A 19,933-nucleotide genomic window follows, 5' to 3' on the forward strand; every position below is an offset into this window, starting at 1 on the left:
GCCCCTCATGCGTACCCTCAAGACACTGATCCTGGCCGCCTCGGCCCTCACTGTCGCCGGCGCCGCCCAGGCCGCCGAACCGGCCACCACCTGGGCCTATTCGGCCAAGACCGCCGTCGGCGCCTCGTACGAGGCCTATGTCGACGGCGCCTACAAGGACGGCGGCCCCACCGGCGCGGTGTCGAAGGTGTGGTTCTCGGTCGCCGACGGCGTGCTGACCGAAACCATGTACGGCCTGATCCACGAGGCCCAGATCAAGCAGATGCGGATCGCCGTGAAGACCGCCGACGGCGTCGCCGTCGAGGGTCGCGACACGACCGCCAGGACAGAATATCTGTATACGGATAAAAAGGGCCGCCCGCTGTCGCCGGCCTACAAGATCACCACCACCGACAAGGCCGGCCGCTTCGTCATCGAGAAGCGGATCTTCACCGATCCCGACCGCAACGCCCTGTTCCTGCGGGTGACGGTCAAGGCGCTGAAGGGTTCGGTGACGCCGTTCCTGGTGCTGGAGCCGCACATGGCCAACACCGGCGGCAATGACGTCGGCTCGGCCGGCGCCCAGGCCCTGACGGCCGGCGAGGGCAAGGTCTATCTGACCCTGCGCGGCGATCGCCCCTTCGCCAAGGCCGCCGCCGCCAAGCTCGAAGGCAATGACGCCCTGAAGATCCTCGGCGACGACGGCGTGCTGGCCGGCGGCTCGGAGGCCAAGGGGGCGATCGTGCTGGCCGCCCAGCTGCCGACCCAGGCCTCGGGCTCTGCGACCTACGACTTCGCCATCGGCTTCGGCGCCGATCCTGGGGGCTCGGCCCAGACGGCCATGGCCAGCCTGAAGACCGGCTATGACGAGGTGCTGGCCCGCTACAACGGCGAGGGCGCCCATGTGGGCTGGAGCGACTATATCGCCTCGCTGACCGAGCTGCCGCGCGTGGCCAAGGAAAGCGCCGACGGCGGCAAGCTGGCCTATGCCAGCGCCCTGATGTTGAAGGTGCAGGAAGACCGCACCTATGCCGGCGCCCTGATCGCCTCGCTGTCCAACCCCTGGGGCGACACGGTGGACGCTTCCAAGCCCTCGACCGGCTACAAGGCCGTCTGGCCGCGCGACTTCTACCAGTGCGCCATGGCCCTGGCGGCCCTGGGCGACAAGGAGACGCCCCTGGCCGCTTTCCACTACCTGCCCACCGTGCAGGTCGGCGAGAAGACCCCTGGCAACAAGGACGCCGGCGGCTGGTTCCTGCAGAAGACCGAGGTCGACGGCACGCCCGAATGGGTCGGCGTCCAGCTGGACCAGACGGCCATGCCGATCATGCTGGGCTGGAAGCTGTGGAAGCTGGGCTGGCTGTCGGAGCCCGACCTTGCGGCCTATTACGCCCGCATGATCAAGCCGGCCGCCGACTTCCTGGTCGACGGCGGCAAGGTCGGCATCGGCTGGAACAAGGCTACGATCGTCCCGCCCTACAGCCAGCAGGAGCGCTGGGAGGAGCAGGACGGCCACTCGCCCTCGACCACGGCCGCGGTGATCGCCGGCCTCGTGACCGCCGGCGAGATCGCCGACCTGGCCGGCGACGCCAAGTCGGGCGACCGCTATCGCGAAACCGCCGACGCCTACTCGGCCAAGGTCGAGGCGCGGATGTTCACCACCAGCGGCAAGTTCGGCGACGGCAGCTACTTCATGCGCCTGAACAAGAACGAGGACCCCAACGACAAGGCCCCGATCGGCGCGGCCAACGGCCAGATCGCCCCGCCCGAGGACGAGGTGGTCGACGGCGGGTTCCTGGAACTCGTCCGCTACGGCGTGCGCCGGGCCGACGACAGCCACATCGTCGGCAGCCTGCCCGAGCTGGACGACACGGCCCGCGAGGACATGTACCGCGTGCGCTACGACTTCAGCTTCCCGGGCGTGAAAGGCGAGTTCCCGGGCTGGCGGCGCTATGACGTCGACGGCTATGGCGAGGACGCCAAGACCGGCGGCAACTATGGTGAGGGCGGGGAGATGAGCCTGGGCCAGCGCGGCCGCGTGTGGCCGATCTTCACCGGTGAGCGGGGCCATTACGAGCTGGCCCTTGCGGCCGAGAAGGGCAAGCCGAGCAAGGCCCAGATCGCCGCCATCCGCGCCCGCTATGTGAAAGGCATCGAGCTCTTCGCCAATGACGGCCTGCTGATCCCCGAGCAGGTGTGGGACGGCGTCGGCGCCAAGACCCGCCATCCGTACGTGACCGGCGAGGGCACGGATTCGGCCACGCCCCTGGCCTGGTCGCACGCCGAGTATCTCAAGCTGCTGCGCTCGCTGGCCGACGGCCAGGTCTGGGACCGCTACGAGCCGGTGGCGGCGCGGTACGCGAAGTAGGGGGGCGAGGAACCCGCCCGGGATCCGGGGCGTACTCCCTGCCGAGCGCAAGGAGCACCGCCATGCCCCGGTTCCGATCCCGGACCCTTTCTCTCCTCGGCCTGGCCGCCCTGGCGACGCTGGCCCTTGGCGCCTGTTCGGATCCCAAGGGCAAGAACGCCTCGCCGCAGGCCGCCTCCGCGCCGTCGCCCGATGCGCCCACCACCCTGACCCCGCCGCCCGAGGTCGGCCCGCCGGTCGAGCCGCACACGGTGGGCGGCGATGGTTCTGAGATCCGGCTTTCGCCCCTGTCGGAGGGTGACCTGAAGGCCCAGGCTCTGGCGGGCGAACTGGCTTGCGCGTTCTCGGCCGAGCAGGGCTCGCTGCTGCTGGCCAAGGGAAACGTCGGCTCGCGCGATCCTGCCCAGGGCCTGGTCAAGGTCGGCGACTATGTGGAGCGGATCGGCGCGCCGGGCGGCTTCGACGGCATGGCCGGGGGCGCGACCTTCAGCGGCCAGGGCAAGACCATCCGCATCGCCCTGACCGGCCCCGCCATCGGCGGCGGAGAGTCTCCGCCGCGCCCGGCGACCCTGACCTATCTGCGCGCCGACGGGGCCAGCCTGACCCTGCCGGGCCGCTGGAGCTGCGGGCCGTAGGCGTCTTGCCGGATGTTTCGCCAGGGCGCGAGGTCGGCTACGACTTCGTGCCGGGAGGGGCGCCATGACCGGTCAGCCGATCACGCTGAGGCTGCGTATCCAGGACCCGGTTCCTGGCGCCGCCTACAGCCTGCAGGACAAGAAGAACCACCCCGTGGGGCCGGTGGTCGCCGGCGACGCCTCCCTGGCCTTTGACGTTTCAGTGCGCGTCGCGCCGGGGCCGCGGTTCCTGGGCGAGTTCGTGCGCAGCGAGGGGCCCGTCCGGCGCTTCGTCTATATCGCCATCGGAACCTCGGCCGGCCAGCACGGCTCGCTCTGGAGCCGTCGCGCCAAAATCGACATCCACACGATCCCGGCCGACCTGCTGGCCAAGGCTCTGGACGGTGCGGTGCTCGAGGTCCTGCTGCCCGGCCGCGCCAAGGATGGCGGCCCGGCCTGCGCCACCGTGGTTCCGCTGGAGGCCTGGCGCGTCGCGGACTGACGCGGCGGCGCGGCCCGCCTTCCTCTGGCCGTCGACTCCGGCTAAGAACGGAGCATGAACGACGCCGTCGACCCCTACCTGATCCTCGCCCTCGTGTTCCTGCTCGCCGCCGCCGGCGCGGTGGTGTGGGCGATCATGGCCCAGCGCAAGGCGGCCGGCGCCGAGCAGGAGGTCTGGCGGCTCTCGGCCCAGCTGGAGCAGGCGCTGGAAAAGCACCGACACCTGGAAGACCAGTCGGCGACCCAGATCGAGCTGATCCGCGCCCAGGCCGAGAAGAGCGCCCACGCCGTGGCCGAGCAACTGATCAAGCGGGCCGACGAGAACGCCAAGAGCCGCGACCAGCTGACCCACGCCCGCCTGGAGGCCCAGCTCAAGCCGGTGGCCGAGACCCTGGCCAAGTTCGAGGCCCAGGTCACCGCCGTCGAGAAGACCCGCGCCGAGGAGACCGGCGGCCTGAAAGCCCAGATCGCCGCCCTGATGGAGGCCTCGACCGCCACCCAGGCCGAGGCCCGCAAGCTGTCGGCCGCCCTGCGCCGCGGCGCCGGCGTGCAGGGCCGCTGGGGCGAGCAGATGCTGCGCAACGTGCTGGAGATGGCCGGCCTGAAGCACGGCGTCGACTTCACCGAGCAGGTCCAACTGGACGGCGGCCGCGTCCGCCCCGACGTGGTGGTGCGCATGCCGCGCAACGCCGCCTTCGTCATCGACGCCAAGTGCTCGCTGACCGCCTATCTGGAAGCCCAGGACGCGCCCGACGACGTCACCCGCGAGGCCGCCTATCTGCGCCACGCCGCATCTTTGCGCGCCCACATCCAGTCGCTGTCGGCCAAGGCCTATTGGGACGCCCTGGAGGTCTCGCCCGACTTCGTGGCCATGTTCGTGCCCGGCGACGGCATTCTGGCCGCCGCCCTGGAACGCGCGCCCGAGCTGATGACCGAGGCGATGGAAAAGCGGGTGATCATCGCCACGCCCTCGACCCTGTTCGCCCTGTGCAAGGCGGTGTCCTACGGCTGGCGGGTCGAGGAGCAGGCCAAGAACGCCGTCGAGGTCGCCGCCCTGGGCCGCGAGCTCTACAAGCGCGTCGCCGACATGGGCGGCCACGTGGCCGGCATGGGCCGCTCGCTGTCGGCCGCCGTCGACAAGTACAACGCCTTCGTCGGCTCGCTGGAGAGCCGGGTGCTGCCCAAGGCCCGCGAGTTCGAGAAGCTGAAGGTCGAGCACGGAGGCAAGGGCATCGAGGAACTGGCGGGCGTCGACACCGCCGTGCGGCCGGTCACCAAGCTGGAAATTACGGCTCCCGGGGCGCAAACTGATGGCGAGGTGGGACAAAACCCCGCCTTGACCCTCGGAAACGGGACGCCTACCTGAGTTTCGTTATGGCCATCCGTCGCATCCTCACCATCGATAACGCCGCCGACCTGGCGACGCTGAAGAAGATCTCCACGCCCGTCGAGGCCGTCACCGACGAGGTGCGCGCCCTGATGGACGACATGCTGGAGACCATGTACGACGCGCCCGGCATTGGCCTGGCCGCCGTGCAGATCGGCGAGCCCGTGCGCATCATCGTCATGGACCTGGCCCGCGAGGGCGAGGAGCCGGCCCCGCGCTACTTCGTCAATCCCGAGCTGTTCGACCCGTCCGAAGAGCTGTTCGTCTACGAGGAAGGCTGCCTGTCGGTGCCGGAATATTTCGACGCCGTCGAGCGTCCGGCCCGCATCAAGGTGCGCTACCTGAACTACCAGGGCGAGCCCGTCGTCGAGGAGGCCGAGGGCCTGTTCGCCGTCTGCATCCAGCACGAGATGGACCACCTGGAAGGCGTGCTGTTCATCGACCACCTGTCGCGCCTGCGCCGCGACCGGGCGATGGCCAAGGCCAAGAAGGTCCGCCGCGTGGCGTGATCGCCTCCACATCGTGTTTCAGAAGAGCCCCGGCCCGAAAGGCCGGGGCTTTTTCTTTATCCCTCTCCCCTTGCGGGAGAGGGTGGCCTCCCTGAGGGAGGTCGGGTGAGGGGTCTCTCAGAACTTAAAGCCTCGCGTGGCGGTCAGGCAGGGTGGGGCGTCTCAAATCTGAGAGACCCCTCATCCGTCGGCTTCGCCGCCACCTTCTCCCGCAAGGGGAGAAGGATCGGGGTTTCACAATGCGCCGCGCCGCGCTAACCCGCATCCCGATGCCCCAGTCCGTAAGCACCGCCTATCGTGAGCGCCTCGCCGCCGGCGAGATCCGCCCCGACGTCGCCCAGGCCGCCGCCATCGACGCCCTGGCCCGCCTGGAGTCCGACCTCGACAGCGCCGGCGAGCCCAGCTTCTCGTTCTTCGGCCGCAAGCCCAAGAGCCAGCGCGGGCTCTACATCTGGGGACCGGTGGGGCGCGGCAAGTCGATGGTCATGGACCTGTTCTTCGACAGCGCCCCGGTGCACCGCAAGCGCCGCGTCCACTTCCACGTCTTCATGGCCGAGGTGCACGCTCACATCGACGCCTGGCGCAAGGGCGACGCCGCCGAGCGGAAAGCTCGCTTTGGCCGCCACAAGGGCGACGACCCGATCGCGCCGACCGCCGAGCTGATCGCCGGCGAGGCGAGGCTGCTGTGCTTCGACGAGCTGCAGGTCACCGACATCGCCGACGCCATGATCCTGGGGCGGCTGTTCGAGGCGCTGTTCGCAGAAGGGGTCACGCTGGTGGCCACCTCCAACCGTCCGCCCGACGACCTCTACAAGGACGGCCTCAACCGCCAGCTCTTCACCCCCTTCATCGCCATGCTGAAGGAGAAGATGGAGGTGGTGGCCGTGCGCGGGCCGGTCGACTTCCGCCTCGACCGCCTGCGGGCCGGCCGCACCTGGCTGTCGCCGGTCGACAAGACCACCGAGGCCGAGTTCGACAAGCTCTGGCTCGACATGCTGGACGGCGCCGAGGAAACCGGCGCGACGCTGGAGGTGATGGGCCGCAAGCTGCGCCTGCCGCGCGCCGCCGGCGGCCTGGTGCGCAGCTCGTTCGCCAGCCTGTGCCAGCAGGCGCTGGGCCCGCAGGACTACCTGGCCCTGGCCGAGCGCTTCCACACCATCTTCCTGGAAGACATTCCACTGCTGGTCCCCGAGAAGCGCGACGCGGCCAAGCGCTTCAACACCCTGATCGACGCTCTCTACGAGGCCGACGCCAAGCTGGTGGCCCTGGCCGCCGGCGAGCCCGAGGCGCTGTACCCGGCCGGCGACGGCGCGTTCGAGTTCGAGCGCACGGTGTCGCGCCTGCAGGAAATGCGCTCGGCGGACTATGTGGGCCGGGTGCGGGACTAGACCCGGCGGGGGGCTCGACCGCATGTTCCGTCCGCGCCAAGATCGTGGCGACATGGAGGGGGCAATGCGGGTTTCGGCAATCGCGGGGGCGGTCGCTGCGCTGATCGCGATGGGGTCTACGGGGGCGACGGCGGCGACGCCGCGCGCGTCGGGCTACGGCCTCGTCTACGACCGTTGCGTCGCGTCCGAGGCGGCCCAGGGCTCCGACGCCGCGCTGGGGGCATGCCTAGTAGCGGAGGGGCGTCGCCAGGACGCCCGCCTCAACGAGGCCTATCGCGCGACCATGGCCAGACTGGATTTCCCACGACAGAAGGACGCGCTGCGCAAAGCCCAGAGGGCCTGGCTGACCTTTCGCGACGCCAGCTGCGCCAGCGTGGCGGACGCCGACTGGGGCCGCGCCTCCAATCTCGACGCCGAGCGTTGTCGGCTGAGGCGCACGGCGGAGCGCGCCGACGAGTTGGAAAACCACCCCTACGCGGAAAGCCGGCCTAGAAAACTCTATCCATCGACACCGTGAACCGGCAGATCAGCCCGCCCTGCGCGTAGTCGATCGCCACCTGCCCGCGCAGTTCGGCGCCGATGCTGCGTTCGATCAGGCGCGAGCCGAAGCCGTGGCGGGTCGGGGCCGTCACCGGCGGACCGCCTTCCTCGCGCCATTCGAAGCCGAGGGCGTCGTTCACGACCGACCAAGTCAGGCGCAACCGGCCCGCCTCGGTGCTCAGCGCCCCGTACTTGGCGGCGTTGGTGGCCAGTTCGTGGAACACCATGCCCAGCGACAGGGCGATCCGGGCGGGCAGGTTGACGTCCGGTCCTTCCATGGCGATGCGGGCCGGATCATAGGGCGCCAGTTCCTGGGACAGGATCTGGCGCAGGCCCGCGCCGGCCCACTGGCTGTCGGTCAGGGCGTTGTGGGTCTGGGACAGGGCCAGCAGCCGCGCCTCGAAGGCGCGGGCGAAGGCCTCCGGCGTCAGGGCGCCGCGCAGGGTCTGGCGGGCGATGGCCTGCACCGTGGCCAGGGTGTTCTTGACGCGATGGTTCAACTCGTCGAGCAGCAGCCGCTGCTGCTCGCCGGCCAGAACCTTGTCCGTGACGTCCGATCCCTCGACCAGCACGCCCGAGACCGAGCCGTCCGGCTCGATGATCGGCTGGTAGATGAAGTCGAGGAAGCGGTCCTCCAGCGGCCCGTCGGGCGTGCGCTGCAACGCGACCTTGATCTCGCGGCCGATGAAGGCCTCGGCCGTGGCGGTCACCCGGTCGAGCAGGGTCACGAAGCCCTGTTCCACTACCTCCGGCAGGGCCTCGCGCAGCGGCAGGCCGACCACGTCGCGCCAGCCGATCAGCTGGGTGTAGGCGTTGTTGACCAGGTCGAAGCGGTGCTCGGGCCCGCGCAGCACGGCCATGAAGCTGGGGGCCTGCATGAACAGGCGCCGCAGGTCGTCGTTCTGGGCGCCCGCCGCCCCGGCCCGCAGCAGCACGTCGTCCTGCAGCATGGCCATCTCGCCCCGTCCGAAGGCGACCTCCTTCAGGCGCTGGATGGCGGTGACGTCCTGGGTGTGCTGGACGATGTAGGCGGTCCTGCCGTCGGGACCGGGGATCGGGGTGTGGGTGGCGCTCCAGATCCGGTCCTCGAAGCCGCCGCCCAGATGGGCCGGGCGCTCGATGGCGTAGGGAATCAGCGGCAGGTGATCGACCTTGCCGCTGTCGCGCGCCCGCAGCAGCGAGCTTTCCAGTCGCTCGCGCGACTCGCCATCGCTGGGAAAGGCCTCGAACAGGAAGGCGCCGTCGAGCTCGGCCCAGGTGCGGCCCAGGGTGTCGAGATAGGCCTGGTTGGCGGCCACGTACCGCAGGTCGCGGTCCAGCATCATGTACGGGGTGGGCAGACGATCGAACACCGCCGCGAAGTCGATCGGTCCGGTCATCGTCGCGGTATCATCCCCCCACCACTGGCCAGCGATAACGCAAGCTTGGCTTGAGAGGTTCCGCCTTTCTCCCGACGGCTGAATTGCGAACGTATCTCAAGTAATGGCCGTTTCGTTGACACCCCGGCGCTCGCGCTTAAAAGCGTCCCGCAACGCACAAATCCACAGGTTGGACGTAAAAATGACCGAGACGAGCCGGGGGCTCCCTGAGCGTCCGCTGTCGCCGCACCTCCAGGTCTGGCGGCCGCACCTCACCATGATCTGCTCGATCACGCACCGCTTCAGCCTGTTCGGGCTGTATCTGGGCGTGCTGCTGCTGGCGGGCTGGGGCGTGGCGCTGGCTTCGGGCCCGGATCATTTCGCCTGCTACCAGAGCGCGCTCGGCTCGCTGCTCGGCAAGATCGCCCTGTTCGGCGTCACCTGCGCGATCTTTTACAACGTCGCCTACATCATCCGGCAGACCTTCTGGGACCTGGGCAAGGGCTTTGCGCCCAAGACCGCCGACCTGACGGCCGTCGTCGTCTTCGCCTTCACGATCGTCGCCAGCGTGGTCACCTGGGCCATCGCCGCCGCCACGGGGGTGTTCTGATCATGAGCAGCAAGACCAACAGCTTCCGCACGCCGCTGTCGCGGGCGCGCGGCCTGGGCGCGGCCCACCACGGCGTCAGCCACTTCATAGCCGAGCGCGTCTCGGGCCTGGCGCTCGTGCCGCTGCTCCTGTGGGGCGTGTTCGCCGCCATCCGCCTGGCCGGCGCCGACTTCGACACCGTCGTCGTCTGGGTGGCGCTCCCGATGAACGCCGTCCTGCTGTCGCTGCTCTTCATCGCCCTGCTGGTGCACCTGAAGAACGCCATCCAGGTGGTCATCGAGGACTATGTCGAGGCGTTCGCCCCGAAGGCCGCCCTCATCATCGGCAACCTGTTTCTCTGCATGCTCGCCGGCGTCGCCGGGATCGTCTCGATCCTGAAGATCGCCTTCACCGGAGCCCTTTGATGTCGGCCTATACGTTCATCGACCACAAGTTCGACGTCGTCGTCGTGGGCGCCGGCGGCTCGGGCCTCCGCGCCGCGCTCGGCGCCGCGCAAGCCGGCCTCAAGACCGCCTGCATCACCAAGGTGTTCCCGACCCGCAGCCACACCGTGGCGGCCCAGGGCGGCATCTCGGCCAGCCTCGGCAACATGGGCCAGGACGACTGGCGCTGGCACATGTTCGACACCGTCAAGGGTTCGGACTGGCTGGGCGACCAGGACGCCATCGAGTACCTGACCCGCAACGCTCCGGCGGCGGTCTATGAGCTCGAGCACTGGGGCGTGCCGTTCTCGCGCACGGCCGAGGGCAAGATCTACCAGCGCGCCTTCGGCGGCATGACCAAGAACTTCGGCGAAGGCCCGATCCAGCGCACCTGCGCGGCGGCCGACCGCACCGGTCACGCCATGCTGCACACGATGTACGGCCAGTCGCTGGCCCACGACACCGAGTTCTTCATCGAGTACTTCGCCCTCGACCTGATCATGGAAGACGGCGCCTGCCGCGGCGTGACCGCGTGGAAGCTCGACGACGGCACCCTGCACCGCTTCCAGGCCCAGACGGTGATCCTGGCCACCGGCGGCTACGGTCGGGCCTACTTCTCGGCCACCTCGGCCCACACCTGCACGGGCGACGGCAACGCCATGGCGCTGCGCGCCGGCCTGCCGCTGCAGGACATGGAATTCGTGCAGTTCCACCCCACCGGCATCTACGGCGCCGGCTGCCTGATCACCGAAGGCGCCCGCGGCGAAGGCGGCTACCTGACCAACTCGGAAGGCGAGCGCTTCATGGAGCGCTACGCCCCGTCGGTTAAGGACCTGGCGCCCCGCGACATGGTCAGCCGCGCGATGACCATCGAGATCCGCGAAGGCCGCGGCGTGGGCCCCAACAAGGACCACATCTTCCTGCACCTCGACCACCTGGATCCGAAGATCCTGGCCGAGCGCCTGCCGGGCATCTCGGAAACGGCGAAGGTGTTCGCCGGCGTCGACGTGACCAAGGCCCCGATCCCGGTGCTGCCGACCGTCCACTACAACATGGGCGGCATCCCGACGAACTATCACGGCGAAGTCGTCACCAAGTCGGGCGACAACCCCGACCAGGTGATCCCCGGCCTGATGGCCGTGGGCGAAGCCGCCTGCGTGTCGGTGCACGGCGCCAACCGCCTGGGCTCGAACTCGCTGATCGACCTGGTGGTGTTCGGCCGCGCGGCCGGCCTGCGCTGCGCCGAGGTCCTGACCCCCGGCGCCAAGCAGCCGGAACTGAAGGCCAGCCAGACCGAAGCCCACATCGAGCGCTTCGACCGCATGCGCAACGCCAATGGCTCGACCCCGACCGCCGAACTGCGCCTCGAAATGCAGAAGGCGATGCAGGAAGACGCCGCCGTGTTCCGCACCGGCGAGAGCCTGGACAGCGGCGTGGCCCGCCTCCAGGCCGTCTGGGACAAGAAGGGCGACGTGAAGGTCTCCGACCGCGGTCTGGTGTGGAACACCGACCTGATGGAGACCCTCGAGTTCGACAACCTCATCGGCCAGGCGGTCGTGACGGTGAACGGCGCGGCCAACCGCACCGAGAGCCGCGGCGCCCACGCCCGCGAGGACTTCTCCGAGCGTAACGACACCGAGTGGATGAAGCACACCCTGGCCTGGCTCGACAACGAGACCGGCAAGGTCAGCATCGATTTCCGTCCGGTGCACAACTACACGATGTCGACCGACATCGACTACATCCCGCCGAAGCAACGGGTTTACTAGGGGAACGCAGATGGTCCAGCTCTCTCTTCCCAAGAACTCCCGCGTTCAGAGCGGCAAGCACTGGCCCGCTCCGGCCGGCGCCAAGAACGTGCGCTCGTTCAAGATCTACCGCTACGATCCCGAAACCGGGATGAACCCGCGGTGGGACACCTATGACGTCGACGTCGACGCCTGCGGTCCCATGGTCCTGGACGCGCTGCTCTACATCAAGAACACCATCGACCCGACCCTGGCCTTCCGCCGGTCGTGCCGCGAAGGTGTCTGCGGCTCCTGCGCGATGAACATCGGCGGCCGCAACACCCTGGCCTGCACGCACGGCCACGGCGAGGTGCCCGGCAAGGCGGTCACGATCAGCCCGCTGCCGCACGCGCCGGTGGTCAAGGACCTGATCCCCGACCTGACGCTGTTCTACGCCCAGTACGCCTCGATCGAGCCGTGGCTGCACACCACGACCCCCGAGCCGCAGAAGGAATGGCGCCAGGCCCCGGAAGACCGCGAGAAGCTCGATGGTCTCTACGAGTGCATCCTGTGCGCCTGCTGCTCGACCTCGTGCCCCAGCTACTGGTGGAACGGCGACAAGTACCTGGGCCCGGCGGCCCTGCTGCACGCCTACCGCTGGCTGATCGACAGCCGCGACGAAGCCACGGGCGACCGCCTCGACGACCTCGAGGACCCGTTCAAGCTCTATCGCTGCCACACGATCATGAACTGCGCCCAGGTCTGCCCGAAGGGTCTGAACCCGGCCAAGGCCATCGCCTCGATCAAGAAGATGCTGGTGGAGCGGGTGGTCTGACGACTGCTCGCGCCTTCGGTCTCGCCGCATTCCTGTGGGGCGCGGCCGAGGGCTTCCTGTTCTTCGTCGTTCCGGACGTGCTCATAAGCCTCGTCGCTCTGCGGCGAGGCTTTCGCATGGGGGCCTTGACGAGCCTGCTGGCCGCCCTGGGGGCGATGGTCGGCGGGGCGGCCATGTGGCTGTGGAGCGCCAATGCGCCGGATGCAGCGCTGAAGGCGGTGGCGGCGGTGCCGTCGGTCTCCGACGCCATGATCGACAAGGCCCGGGACGACATGGCTCGCGAGGGCTGGATCCTGGCCAGCCTGAAGGGGCCGCTGACCTCGACGCCCTACAAGGTCTATGCGGCCCTGGCCCCGCAGGCGGGCGCGGGCCTGCCGGTCTTCGCCGCCGCGGCCCTGCCTGTTCGCCTGCCGCGCTTTCTGCTCGTGGCGGCGGCGTTTTCGCTGATCGGCGCCATCATGCGTGGACGGGTCGGGCCAAGGACGCTGCTGGCCGTCTTCACGGCGGGATGGGTGTTGTTCTATGGCTGGTTCTGGATGACCCGTCCCGGCTAGCGTCGACTTGCAAAAGATGACGGGGTCGTCAATTTTGTTTCGTGCGGGAGGCAAGCGCGTTGAGTGAAGCGGTCGTGAGCGATCCGAAGGCCAAGGTGGTGATCGTCGGTGCGGGCCATGCGGGCGGCTCGGCCGCCGCCTTCCTGCGCCAGTACGGCCACGAGGGCCCGATCGTGCTGATCGGCGAAGAGCCGCTGCTGCCCTACCAGCGCCCGCCGCTCAGCAAGGCCTGGCTGAAGGGCGAGGCCGACGCCGAGAGCCTCGCTCTCAAGCCGCAGGACTGGTACGCCGAGGCCAATGTCGCCCTGCGCCTGCAGGGCGTGGCGACCAGCCTCAACCGCGGCGACCGCACCGTCAGCCTCGCCTCGGGCGAGGTGATCACCTACGACTTTCTCATCCTGGCCACCGGCGCCCGCGCCCGCGAACTGCCGATCCCCGGCGCGGATCTGGCCGGCGTGCTGGCCCTGCGCACGGCGGCCGACGCCGAGGCCCTGAAGGCCGCGCTGGGCGAGGGCAAGCGCCTGGCCGTGGTCGGCGGCGGCTATGTCGGCCTGGAAGCGGCCGCCTCGGCCCGCGCCCTGGGCGCGGAGGCCACCGTCATCGAGCGCGAGAGCCGGGTGCTGGCCCGCGTCGCCTGCGAGACCCTGTCGACCTTCTTCCAGGACTATCACGGCGCGCGCGGCGTGACGTTCGAGCTGAACGCCAATGTCGAGGCCTTCGAGGGCGAGAACGGCCACGTCACCGGCGTGCGCCTGAAGGGCGGCGAGGTCGTGCCTTGCGACGCGGCCCTGGTGGGCGTCGGCGCCCATCCCAATGTCGAGCTGGCCCAGGACGCGGGCCTGGAGTGCACGGGCGGCATCGTCGTCGATCTGGAAGCCCGCACCAGCGATCCGCGCGTCTTCGCCATCGGCGACGTCGCCCACCGGCCGCTGCCGCTGTACGAGCGCCAGTTCCGTCTCGAAAGCGTGCCCAACGCCCTGGAGCAGGCCAAGCAGGCCGCCGCCGCCATCGTCGGCCGCGCCGGGCCCTCGCCGGAAGTGCCGTGGTTCTGGTCGGATCAGTACGACCTGAAGCTCCAGATCGCCGGCCTGCCGTTCGACGCCGACAGCACCATCGTGCGCGGCGACGTGGCCGCCGCCAAGTTCGCCGTCTTCCACCTCAAGGGCGACCTCGTCCAGGCTGTGGAAGCCGTCAACGCGCCGCCCGAGTTCATGGCCGGCAAACAATTGATCGCCAAGCGGACGCCCGTGTCTAAGACAAGGCTGGCGGATCCGGCGATATCCATGAAGGAAGTGGCGGCTTAGATCCGCCCCAAAGAGCTACGCAGGGGAACCATGGCCAAGATCACCTACATCGAATTCGACGGGACCGAGCACGTCCTCGACGTCAAGCCGGGCCTGACGGTCATGGAAGGCGCCGTGAAGAACAACGTCCCGGGCATCGACGCCGACTGCGGCGGCGCCTGCGCCTGCGCGACCTGCCACGTCTATGTGGACGACGCCTGGACCGATAAGACCGGCGACAAGTCGGCCATGGAGGAGTCGATGCTCGACTTCGCCGAGAACGTCGAGCCCAACAGCCGCCTGTCGTGCCAGATCAAGGTCAGCGACGCCTTGGACGGCCTGGTCGTGCGCCTGCCGGAAAGCCAGCACTGACCTTGCAGGCGAGGGGGTTTCAGCGGCTCGGGACGAGGCGCCGGATCCCCTCCTGCATTTCCACAAGCGCCTCCAGGATGTGCTCGTCGCGGACCGTCGCGCGGGCGTAGGCCTCCACGCGCGGCAGCGCCTCGATCGGATCGATCCCGAGGCGGCGGCCCGTGATCCGGGCGGCCAGCAGCACCGGCGCGATCGCGCAGTCGGCATGCGACAGGGATCCGCCGACGGCGTAGGGGCCGTCTTCCAAGAGGTCGCCGAGCACGGCCAGGGCGTCGGCCAGCTGCTCGAACAGCCGGCGGTTCTCGGCCGGGTCATGGGGCGTAGCCAGGGCGACCATCGGCGGCATCAGGTAGAGATCGGCCACGCGCACCAGCTGCCGCGCCCGCGCGCGTTCCAGAACGCCGGCGGGGGAAGAGCTCCTCCAGCAGCTCCAGGATGACAGCCGACTCCCACACCGCCTCGCCGTCGTCGAGGATCAGCACCGGCACGCGGCCTGTCGGGCTGATGTCGCGAAAGCCCCGATCGTTCGGCCAGCCTGACGGCGGCGGGACGATCTCGACGTCCAGGCCCTTGGCCCGCAGCGCGATCCTGACCCGGGTCGCGAACGGCGAGGCCGGAAGGCTGATCAGCTGCATGGAAGGCCCCCTCTTAAGCGAGGGCGCGACCTTCGCGCGGGCCGGTGCGGCTTGCAATCGAGGCGATCAGGCGCCCTTGGCGCTTGCCGCCGCGGGGGCTGCGGCGATCGGGCCCTGGCTCAGGGTCGGATCCTGGGCGATGACCCGCCTGGCCAGGATCTCCGAGCCGCTGCCGGTCAGGTGGCCGTAGTCGAACTGCACCGGATAGCCCTTGGGATCGATCTCCAGGCAATGGCCGCCGGGGCACATGGCCGAAGCCAGCGACACGTAGCGGGCGCCCTTCCTGCGGGCCAGCTTGCCGATCTCGCGGTCGACGCCGCTGACGTCGATGCGCTGCCCGTCGACGAAGTCGGGATCATGCAGGCGGTCGGAGACGGCCAGCAGGCGGGGCAGGGGCGAGCGGTACTCGATGATCGGGCCGAACACGATGACGTCCAGCCCCTGGCCGCGCAGCTTGGTCAGGGTGGACTCCAGGCGGGGCAGGTCGTCGCGCTTCCAGCGGGCGGCCAGCACCACGGTGTCGACCTTGTGGGCCGGCAGGTAGTCGTCGAACATCCGGTCCATCAGCGCCACGCAGCGCTCCTCGGCCGAGCCGGGATGGGTCAGGGTCGGCTTGCAGCCCGAGGCGGTGGCCTGCATCACGTTTACCGTCGGCATGGCCTTGGCCAGGCCGTACCACAGGTGGGCGGCGTGGCTGTCGCCGATCAGCAGGTAGTCGCGGCGCCTGGGGTCCTGGCGCACGCAGGCCATGTCGAAGTCGTCGACGGTCGAGCCTGACGGCAGGAAGCAGGTGCCCTCGCGCATCTGGCGGTGGCTCTTGTCGGTCAGGAGGTCGGCGATCTGCTGGACGCGCGGCGAGTAGCGGTAGGACAGGCCGTGGTCGACCTGGCCGGCCACGCCGACGGCCACCAGCACGGCCGCCGCCACGCCGGCCAGCTGGAACAGCGGCTTGCGCGGCAGCTTCAGCGGACCGACCCGGAACGGCCGCTCGATCAGCCACCACGAGATCGTCGCCAGGACCAGCGAGACCAGCACGGTGCCGACCTTGATCGCCATGGCCGGGGCGCCGCCGAACAGGAAGCTGTTCATCTGGGCCCCGACCATCACCGGCCAGTGCCACAGGTACAGCGAGTAGGAGATCAGGCCGATGAACACGACCGGCCGCCACGACAGCAGACGGCCCATCAGCGTCGGCCCCGTCTCGCCGGCGGCGATGACCAAGGCCGCGCCCAGGCAGGGCAGGATGGCGGCGGCGCCGGGGAACGGCATCTGCTCGCGATACAGCAGCACCGCCGCCCCGATCATGGCCAGGCCCGCAACCGCGGCCGCCTCGCGCAGCCAGGCGCTGCGGATCTTGGGAACCATGCCCAGGGCCAGCACCGAGCCGACCATCAGCTCCCAGGCGCGGTTGTGCGGCAGGTAGAAGGCCGCGCTGGGGGCCAGGGCCACGCTGGCCACGGCGCCGGCGAACGAGGCGGCCATCAGGCCCCAGACGATCGGCTTCAGCCGCGTGGGAAAAACCCGCAGCAGGAACGACAGCAACAGCGGGAAGACGATGTAGAACTGCTCCTCCACCGACAGCGACCAGGTGTGCAGCAGGAGCTTGGTCGAGGAGTCGGAGTCGAAATAGCCGGCCTGGGTCCAGAAGAAGATGTTCGAGGCCGAGAACACCGCCGCGATCAGGCTGCGGGCGTATTCCAGCATCTCGCCGGGCAGCAGGGTGAAATAGGCCAGGGCCGTGGTCACCGCCAGAACCGCCAGCAGCGCCGGCCCGATCCGCCGCACCCGCCGCTCATAGAACCGCAGCAGCGAGAACTCGCCCTTGTTCAGCTCGGCGAAGATGTTGGCGGTGATCAGGTAGCCGGAGATGACGAAGAACACGTCCACCCCGACGAAGCCGCCGGGCAGCTGGTTGAAGCCGGCGTGGAAGGCCACCACCGGCAGCACGGCCACGGCGCGCAGGCCGTCGATGTCCTTGCGGTACTGCATCTCTATCCCCGAAGTCGGACCTAGCCGATCGCGCGCGCCCCGCCCCGGCGCGTCAACGTCAACCCTGGAAGGGGACCGATAGGGAGGGCTTGTGACCGTTGCGTGTTCGTCTTCGCATCAAATGTGCGAAAAGGTTGCGCAGGAAAGCTTGACTATTAGGGGTGGCAATTGTCGCGTGTGCAAGCGTGCATGACGCCCGCCATGCGGTTGTGAAGACGCGCGCCCGTGCGGCCAGGCGCGCAACGAGTTCACGGCCTGGCCTTCCCGATCAGGTCGCCTGGCGGCGGGGCCATGGCCGCCTCAGCCCTCGGGCGTCACCACGCGCGTCGCCTTGCCGTTCTCGTCCTTGAAGGTGATGCGCGCGCCGCCGTCAGCCGCCACGCTCAACACCAGGCGCGCCCGGCCCGCGCCGTCGCGCAGAACCAGTTCGGACGCGCCCGAACCCTGACGGCCCAGGAAGGCGCGGGGCTGACCATCCATGTTGGCCGCCAGCATCGCCGCCTGCTGTTGCTCCGGAGTCATGCCCGCGAGCCGCGTCAGCACGTCATAGTCGATCGACTCCTCGGGCCGGTCGTTGACGAAGACGCCCGAAACCCGTCGCTTACCGTGTTGGAAGCCCATGATCTGAACCGTCTGATCCTGCTCGTACCCGTCGAAGGTCAGGCTGCCGCCCGAAGTCTTGACGCCGTCGGCGTTCTTGCCGCCGAACACCAGGCCGCCGACCTCGGTGCCTTCCTCGTTCATGAACAGCAGGCCCGCGGAATCACGGCCGGGATGGGGAACTTCGCGGCCGCGATAGGGGATTTCCGGAAAGGCGGTCTGGTTCGAGATCACCATCCGCAGGGCGCCGTCCGGCTCGCGCACATTGATGCGGTGGACGTCGATCTCGGTGAAACTGGCCGGGCCTACGGCTTTCGCCGCGCCTGACACCATCACCCCCACGAAGACGGCGGTCAGAACGCCAGCATAGGCGATAAGCGCCTTTTGCGCGTCGAACTTCATGATGATCATCCCCATTTGAACCGAGCCCGGCCGTCGATCAGGCCGACGCCACCCCGTGCTCAGTTGCTGCAAGCGCGTTGTTGCGAAGGCCGGTGAATAGCGCGGACCTTGTCGCCCTAAAGGTCGTGCGGCTTGGCCGGATGCAACTTGCGGAAGGGGGTGTAGCGCGGACCCTCCGGCTCTTCAATCGCCGTGCCCGCAGAGACTGGATGCGGTTTGCAGGTGCCTAGCATGTGCTTAGCGGGCTGACGGAGAACGCCGCAACTTAGCGCCCGCCTTGAGTAGGATGCCGGACGGACGTCATGCCGAGCCCGGCGGGGCTTAAGGCCTTCCCGAAGCCCCGAAATCGTTGTCCTGCTGGAAGTGGTGGTGCCGCCTAGGTGACTCGAACACCTGACCTACGCATTACGAATCCGTGCACTATGTATACGGTCGACTACGGTGGAAGTCGATAGAGATCTGAAATGGTTATGGAAAGTGGTTTTCTTTCTACGGTGACCTACGGTCTCGGCGCGGCTTTTTCGATTTCCTATGCTTCCATCTTGCTTCCACGACGGCTTCGCTGTACCTCGCGCTCCGTTTTCCTGGGGGCAGCATGCCAAAGAAATCGAGTGTGAGGCTGACGAAGCGGCTGGTCGAAAAGGTCCAGCCCGGCGAAACCGTGTTCGACGCGGAAGTTCCTGGTTTCGGCCTGCGCTGCACGCCGGCGGGGACAAAGTCCTTCATCGTCCAGTTCCGCATGCCGCACGGAAAGCAAGGGAAGGTGACCTTGGGCGGCTTCCCGACGCTGACGGTCGACCAAGCGCGGGAAAGGGCTCGTGAGGTACTGGCCAAGGTCAGGGCCGGCGTCAATCCGAGCGCTGACCGTGCGCGCGAGCGGGGCGTAGAGACCTTTGCCGATCGTGCCGCCCATTACTGCGAGGTCTACGGGGCTCAGCTAAAGGGGCGGACGGTCAAGGACGCCAAGTATCTGTTGGACAAGTACGCGATCCCGGTCTGGGCAGGTCACAAGATGGCCGATGTCACGCAGGACGACGTTCTCAAGTTAATCACCGGTGTGCGCGAGAAGGCCGGGCCGTTCCAGGCAAACCGGCTCAGGGCGACGCTCAGCAAGATCTTCAACCTCGCCATGGGAGCGCGTCTATGCACGAGCAATCCGTGTCTGGGGGTGAAGAAGTACCCGGAGGACCCACGGACACGCTTCTACTCGAACGATGAACTCGCGGCGATCCTGTCGGCCTGTGACAGCTACCCGCTGCAGAACCCGGCCTGCGCAGTGCGTCTTCTCGTGTTCACGGGGGCGCGCCTCCAGGAGGTCCTGCGTGCCGAGTGGGAGCAGTTCGACCTTCAGCAAGGGAAGTGGCGGAAGCCGTCGTCCCATACGAAGGCCAAGCGCTTGCACAATCTTGGCCTGCCGACACGCGCGGTCGTGATGCTGCGTGAAATGCGGGCCCTGGATCCCGACGGGAAGTACGTGTTCCCCGGACGTGATGCGAAATTCGATCCTCAGCATCCTGACCAGGATCTGCGCCGCCCCCGGACGCACCTGGACAACATCTGGAAGTGGATCGAGGAGCAGACCGGGATCGTTGACGCCAATCGCCACGACTTCCGCCGGACCAAGGCGACGGCCATGCTGGAAGACGCCCAGCCCCTGCCGATCATCGCCAGCGCGCTCGGACACTCGACGCTGCAGACGACTATGAAGTACACGCAGCTCGACACCACCACGCAGCAATCCGCGTCTAACCGCGCCGTGGACCGGATGCTCATCAAGGTCGGTCAGAAGGTGGTTGAGAGCGAGAAGTCCTAGACGGGGGAGGTCTATATTGACCCGGGTCGGCTGCGTCAGGCCCCTCC

At 68.6% G+C, this 19,933-nt stretch carries 20 protein-coding genes; 15 read left to right on the plus strand and 5 right to left on the minus strand.

All coding sequences use genetic code 11. The features are described from left to right. Positions 1-7 precede the first annotated feature (7 nt). The 7 genes from P7A99_RS19880 (at position 8) to P7A99_RS19910 (ending at position 7,263) form a co-directional block, all read left to right on the plus strand. Positions 8-2,347, plus strand: coding sequence for a glucan 1,4-alpha-glucosidase (locus tag P7A99_RS19880; protein WP_277795493.1), 2,340 nt, complete (start codon positions 8-10; stop codon positions 2,345-2,347). A 62-nt stretch (positions 2,348-2,409) separates the two neighbouring features. Continuing rightward, positions 2,410-2,982: a hypothetical protein gene (locus tag P7A99_RS19885; protein ID WP_277795494.1), complete on the plus strand. Its 573-nt coding sequence runs from the start codon at positions 2,410-2,412 to the stop codon at positions 2,980-2,982. Between the two features lie 64 nt (positions 2,983-3,046). Continuing rightward, the gene (locus P7A99_RS19890) at positions 3,047-3,463 is read left to right on the plus strand and encodes a DUF5990 family protein (RefSeq protein ID WP_277795495.1); all 417 of its coding nucleotides are present in this window, start codon (positions 3,047-3,049) and stop codon (positions 3,461-3,463) included. Between the two features lie 54 nt (positions 3,464-3,517). Further along, entirely contained in the window at positions 3,518-4,828 is a 1,311-nt protein-coding gene (rmuC, locus tag P7A99_RS19895; RefSeq protein ID WP_277795496.1) for a DNA recombination protein RmuC, read from the plus strand. A gap of 8 nt (positions 4,829-4,836) precedes the next feature. Further along, entirely contained in the window at positions 4,837-5,358 is a 522-nt protein-coding gene (gene def, locus P7A99_RS19900; RefSeq protein WP_277795497.1) for a peptide deformylase, read from the plus strand. A 269-nt stretch (positions 5,359-5,627) separates the two neighbouring features. Beyond that, the gene (gene zapE / locus P7A99_RS19905; protein WP_277795543.1) at positions 5,628-6,746 is read left to right on the plus strand and encodes a cell division protein ZapE; all 1,119 of its coding nucleotides are present in this window, start codon (positions 5,628-5,630) and stop codon (positions 6,744-6,746) included. A gap of 22 nt (positions 6,747-6,768) precedes the next feature. Next, on the plus strand, positions 6,769-7,263 hold the full coding sequence (locus P7A99_RS19910; protein ID WP_277795498.1) for a lysozyme inhibitor LprI family protein: 495 nt from the start codon (positions 6,769-6,771) through the stop codon (positions 7,261-7,263). On the opposite strand, the gene P7A99_RS19915 is transcribed toward P7A99_RS19910, so the two are convergent. Beyond that, positions 7,235-8,665 (minus strand): sensor histidine kinase, encoded by a 1,431-nt coding sequence (locus tag P7A99_RS19915; RefSeq protein WP_277795499.1) that lies wholly within the window; start codon positions 8,663-8,665, stop codon positions 7,235-7,237. The two genes, P7A99_RS19910 and P7A99_RS19915, sit on opposite strands and share 29 nt — an antisense overlap. A gap of 181 nt (positions 8,666-8,846) precedes the next feature. On the opposite strand from P7A99_RS19915, the gene sdhC reads away from it, so the two are divergent. The 7 genes from sdhC (at position 8,847) to P7A99_RS19950 (ending at position 14,447) form a co-directional block, all read left to right on the plus strand. Next, entirely contained in the window at positions 8,847-9,254 is a 408-nt protein-coding gene (gene sdhC, locus P7A99_RS19920) for a succinate dehydrogenase, cytochrome b556 subunit (protein ID WP_277795500.1), read from the plus strand. A gap of 2 nt (positions 9,255-9,256) precedes the next feature. After that, on the plus strand, positions 9,257-9,658 hold the full coding sequence (gene sdhD, locus P7A99_RS19925) for a succinate dehydrogenase, hydrophobic membrane anchor protein (protein ID WP_277795501.1): 402 nt from the start codon (positions 9,257-9,259) through the stop codon (positions 9,656-9,658). Then, positions 9,658-11,445 (plus strand): succinate dehydrogenase flavoprotein subunit, encoded by a 1,788-nt coding sequence (gene sdhA, locus P7A99_RS19930; RefSeq protein WP_165261834.1) that lies wholly within the window; start codon positions 9,658-9,660, stop codon positions 11,443-11,445. The genes sdhD and sdhA overlap by 1 nt, the downstream gene beginning before the upstream one ends. Positions 11,446-11,455: 10 nt before the next feature. Further along, positions 11,456-12,238, plus strand: a complete 783-nt coding sequence (locus P7A99_RS19935) for a succinate dehydrogenase iron-sulfur subunit (protein ID WP_277795502.1) — start codon at positions 11,456-11,458, stop codon at positions 12,236-12,238. Positions 12,239-12,354: 116 nt separating this feature from the next. After that, positions 12,355-12,792 carry a hypothetical protein gene (locus tag P7A99_RS19940; RefSeq protein WP_277795503.1) on the plus strand — a complete coding sequence of 146 codons (438 nt, stop codon included), beginning with the start codon at positions 12,355-12,357 and terminating at the stop codon, positions 12,790-12,792. A 74-nt stretch (positions 12,793-12,866) separates the two neighbouring features. Beyond that, positions 12,867-14,096, plus strand: a complete 1,230-nt coding sequence (locus P7A99_RS19945) for an NAD(P)/FAD-dependent oxidoreductase (protein WP_277795504.1) — start codon at positions 12,867-12,869, stop codon at positions 14,094-14,096. Between the two features lie 30 nt (positions 14,097-14,126). After that, positions 14,127-14,447, plus strand: a complete 321-nt coding sequence (locus tag P7A99_RS19950; protein WP_101713977.1) for a 2Fe-2S iron-sulfur cluster-binding protein — start codon at positions 14,127-14,129, stop codon at positions 14,445-14,447. A 19-nt stretch (positions 14,448-14,466) separates the two neighbouring features. Here P7A99_RS19950 and P7A99_RS19955 read toward each other — a convergent pair whose 3' ends face one another. The 4 genes from P7A99_RS19955 to P7A99_RS19970 all read right to left on the minus strand — a co-directional run bounded on the left by P7A99_RS19955 (position 14,467) and on the right by P7A99_RS19970 (position 18,073). Next, positions 14,467-14,811: a glutathione S-transferase C-terminal domain-containing protein gene (locus P7A99_RS19955; RefSeq protein WP_277795505.1), complete on the minus strand. Its 345-nt coding sequence runs from the start codon at positions 14,809-14,811 to the stop codon at positions 14,467-14,469. Further along, on the minus strand, positions 14,759-15,082 hold the full coding sequence (locus P7A99_RS19960) for a glutathione S-transferase family protein (protein ID WP_277795506.1): 324 nt from the start codon (positions 15,080-15,082) through the stop codon (positions 14,759-14,761). The genes P7A99_RS19955 and P7A99_RS19960 overlap by 53 nt, the downstream gene beginning before the upstream one ends. Positions 15,083-15,148: 66 nt before the next feature. Further along, on the minus strand, positions 15,149-17,071 hold the full coding sequence (locus P7A99_RS19965; protein WP_277795507.1) for an acyltransferase family protein: 1,923 nt from the start codon (positions 17,069-17,071) through the stop codon (positions 15,149-15,151). Between the two features lie 300 nt (positions 17,072-17,371). Continuing rightward, a complete protein-coding gene (locus tag P7A99_RS19970; RefSeq protein ID WP_277795508.1) occupies positions 17,372-18,073 on the minus strand; it encodes a hypothetical protein in 702 nt (233 codons plus the stop codon). A gap of 613 nt (positions 18,074-18,686) precedes the next feature. Here P7A99_RS19970 and P7A99_RS19975 point away from each other — a divergent pair. After that, the gene (locus P7A99_RS19975; RefSeq protein ID WP_277795509.1) at positions 18,687-19,886 is read left to right on the plus strand and encodes a tyrosine-type recombinase/integrase; all 1,200 of its coding nucleotides are present in this window, start codon (positions 18,687-18,689) and stop codon (positions 19,884-19,886) included. The last annotated feature ends 47 nt before the right edge of the window (positions 19,887-19,933 follow it).

It is taken from the genome of Caulobacter endophyticus, from assembly GCF_029543245.1.
Classification (GTDB): domain Bacteria; phylum Pseudomonadota; class Alphaproteobacteria; order Caulobacterales; family Caulobacteraceae; genus Caulobacter; species Caulobacter endophyticus_A.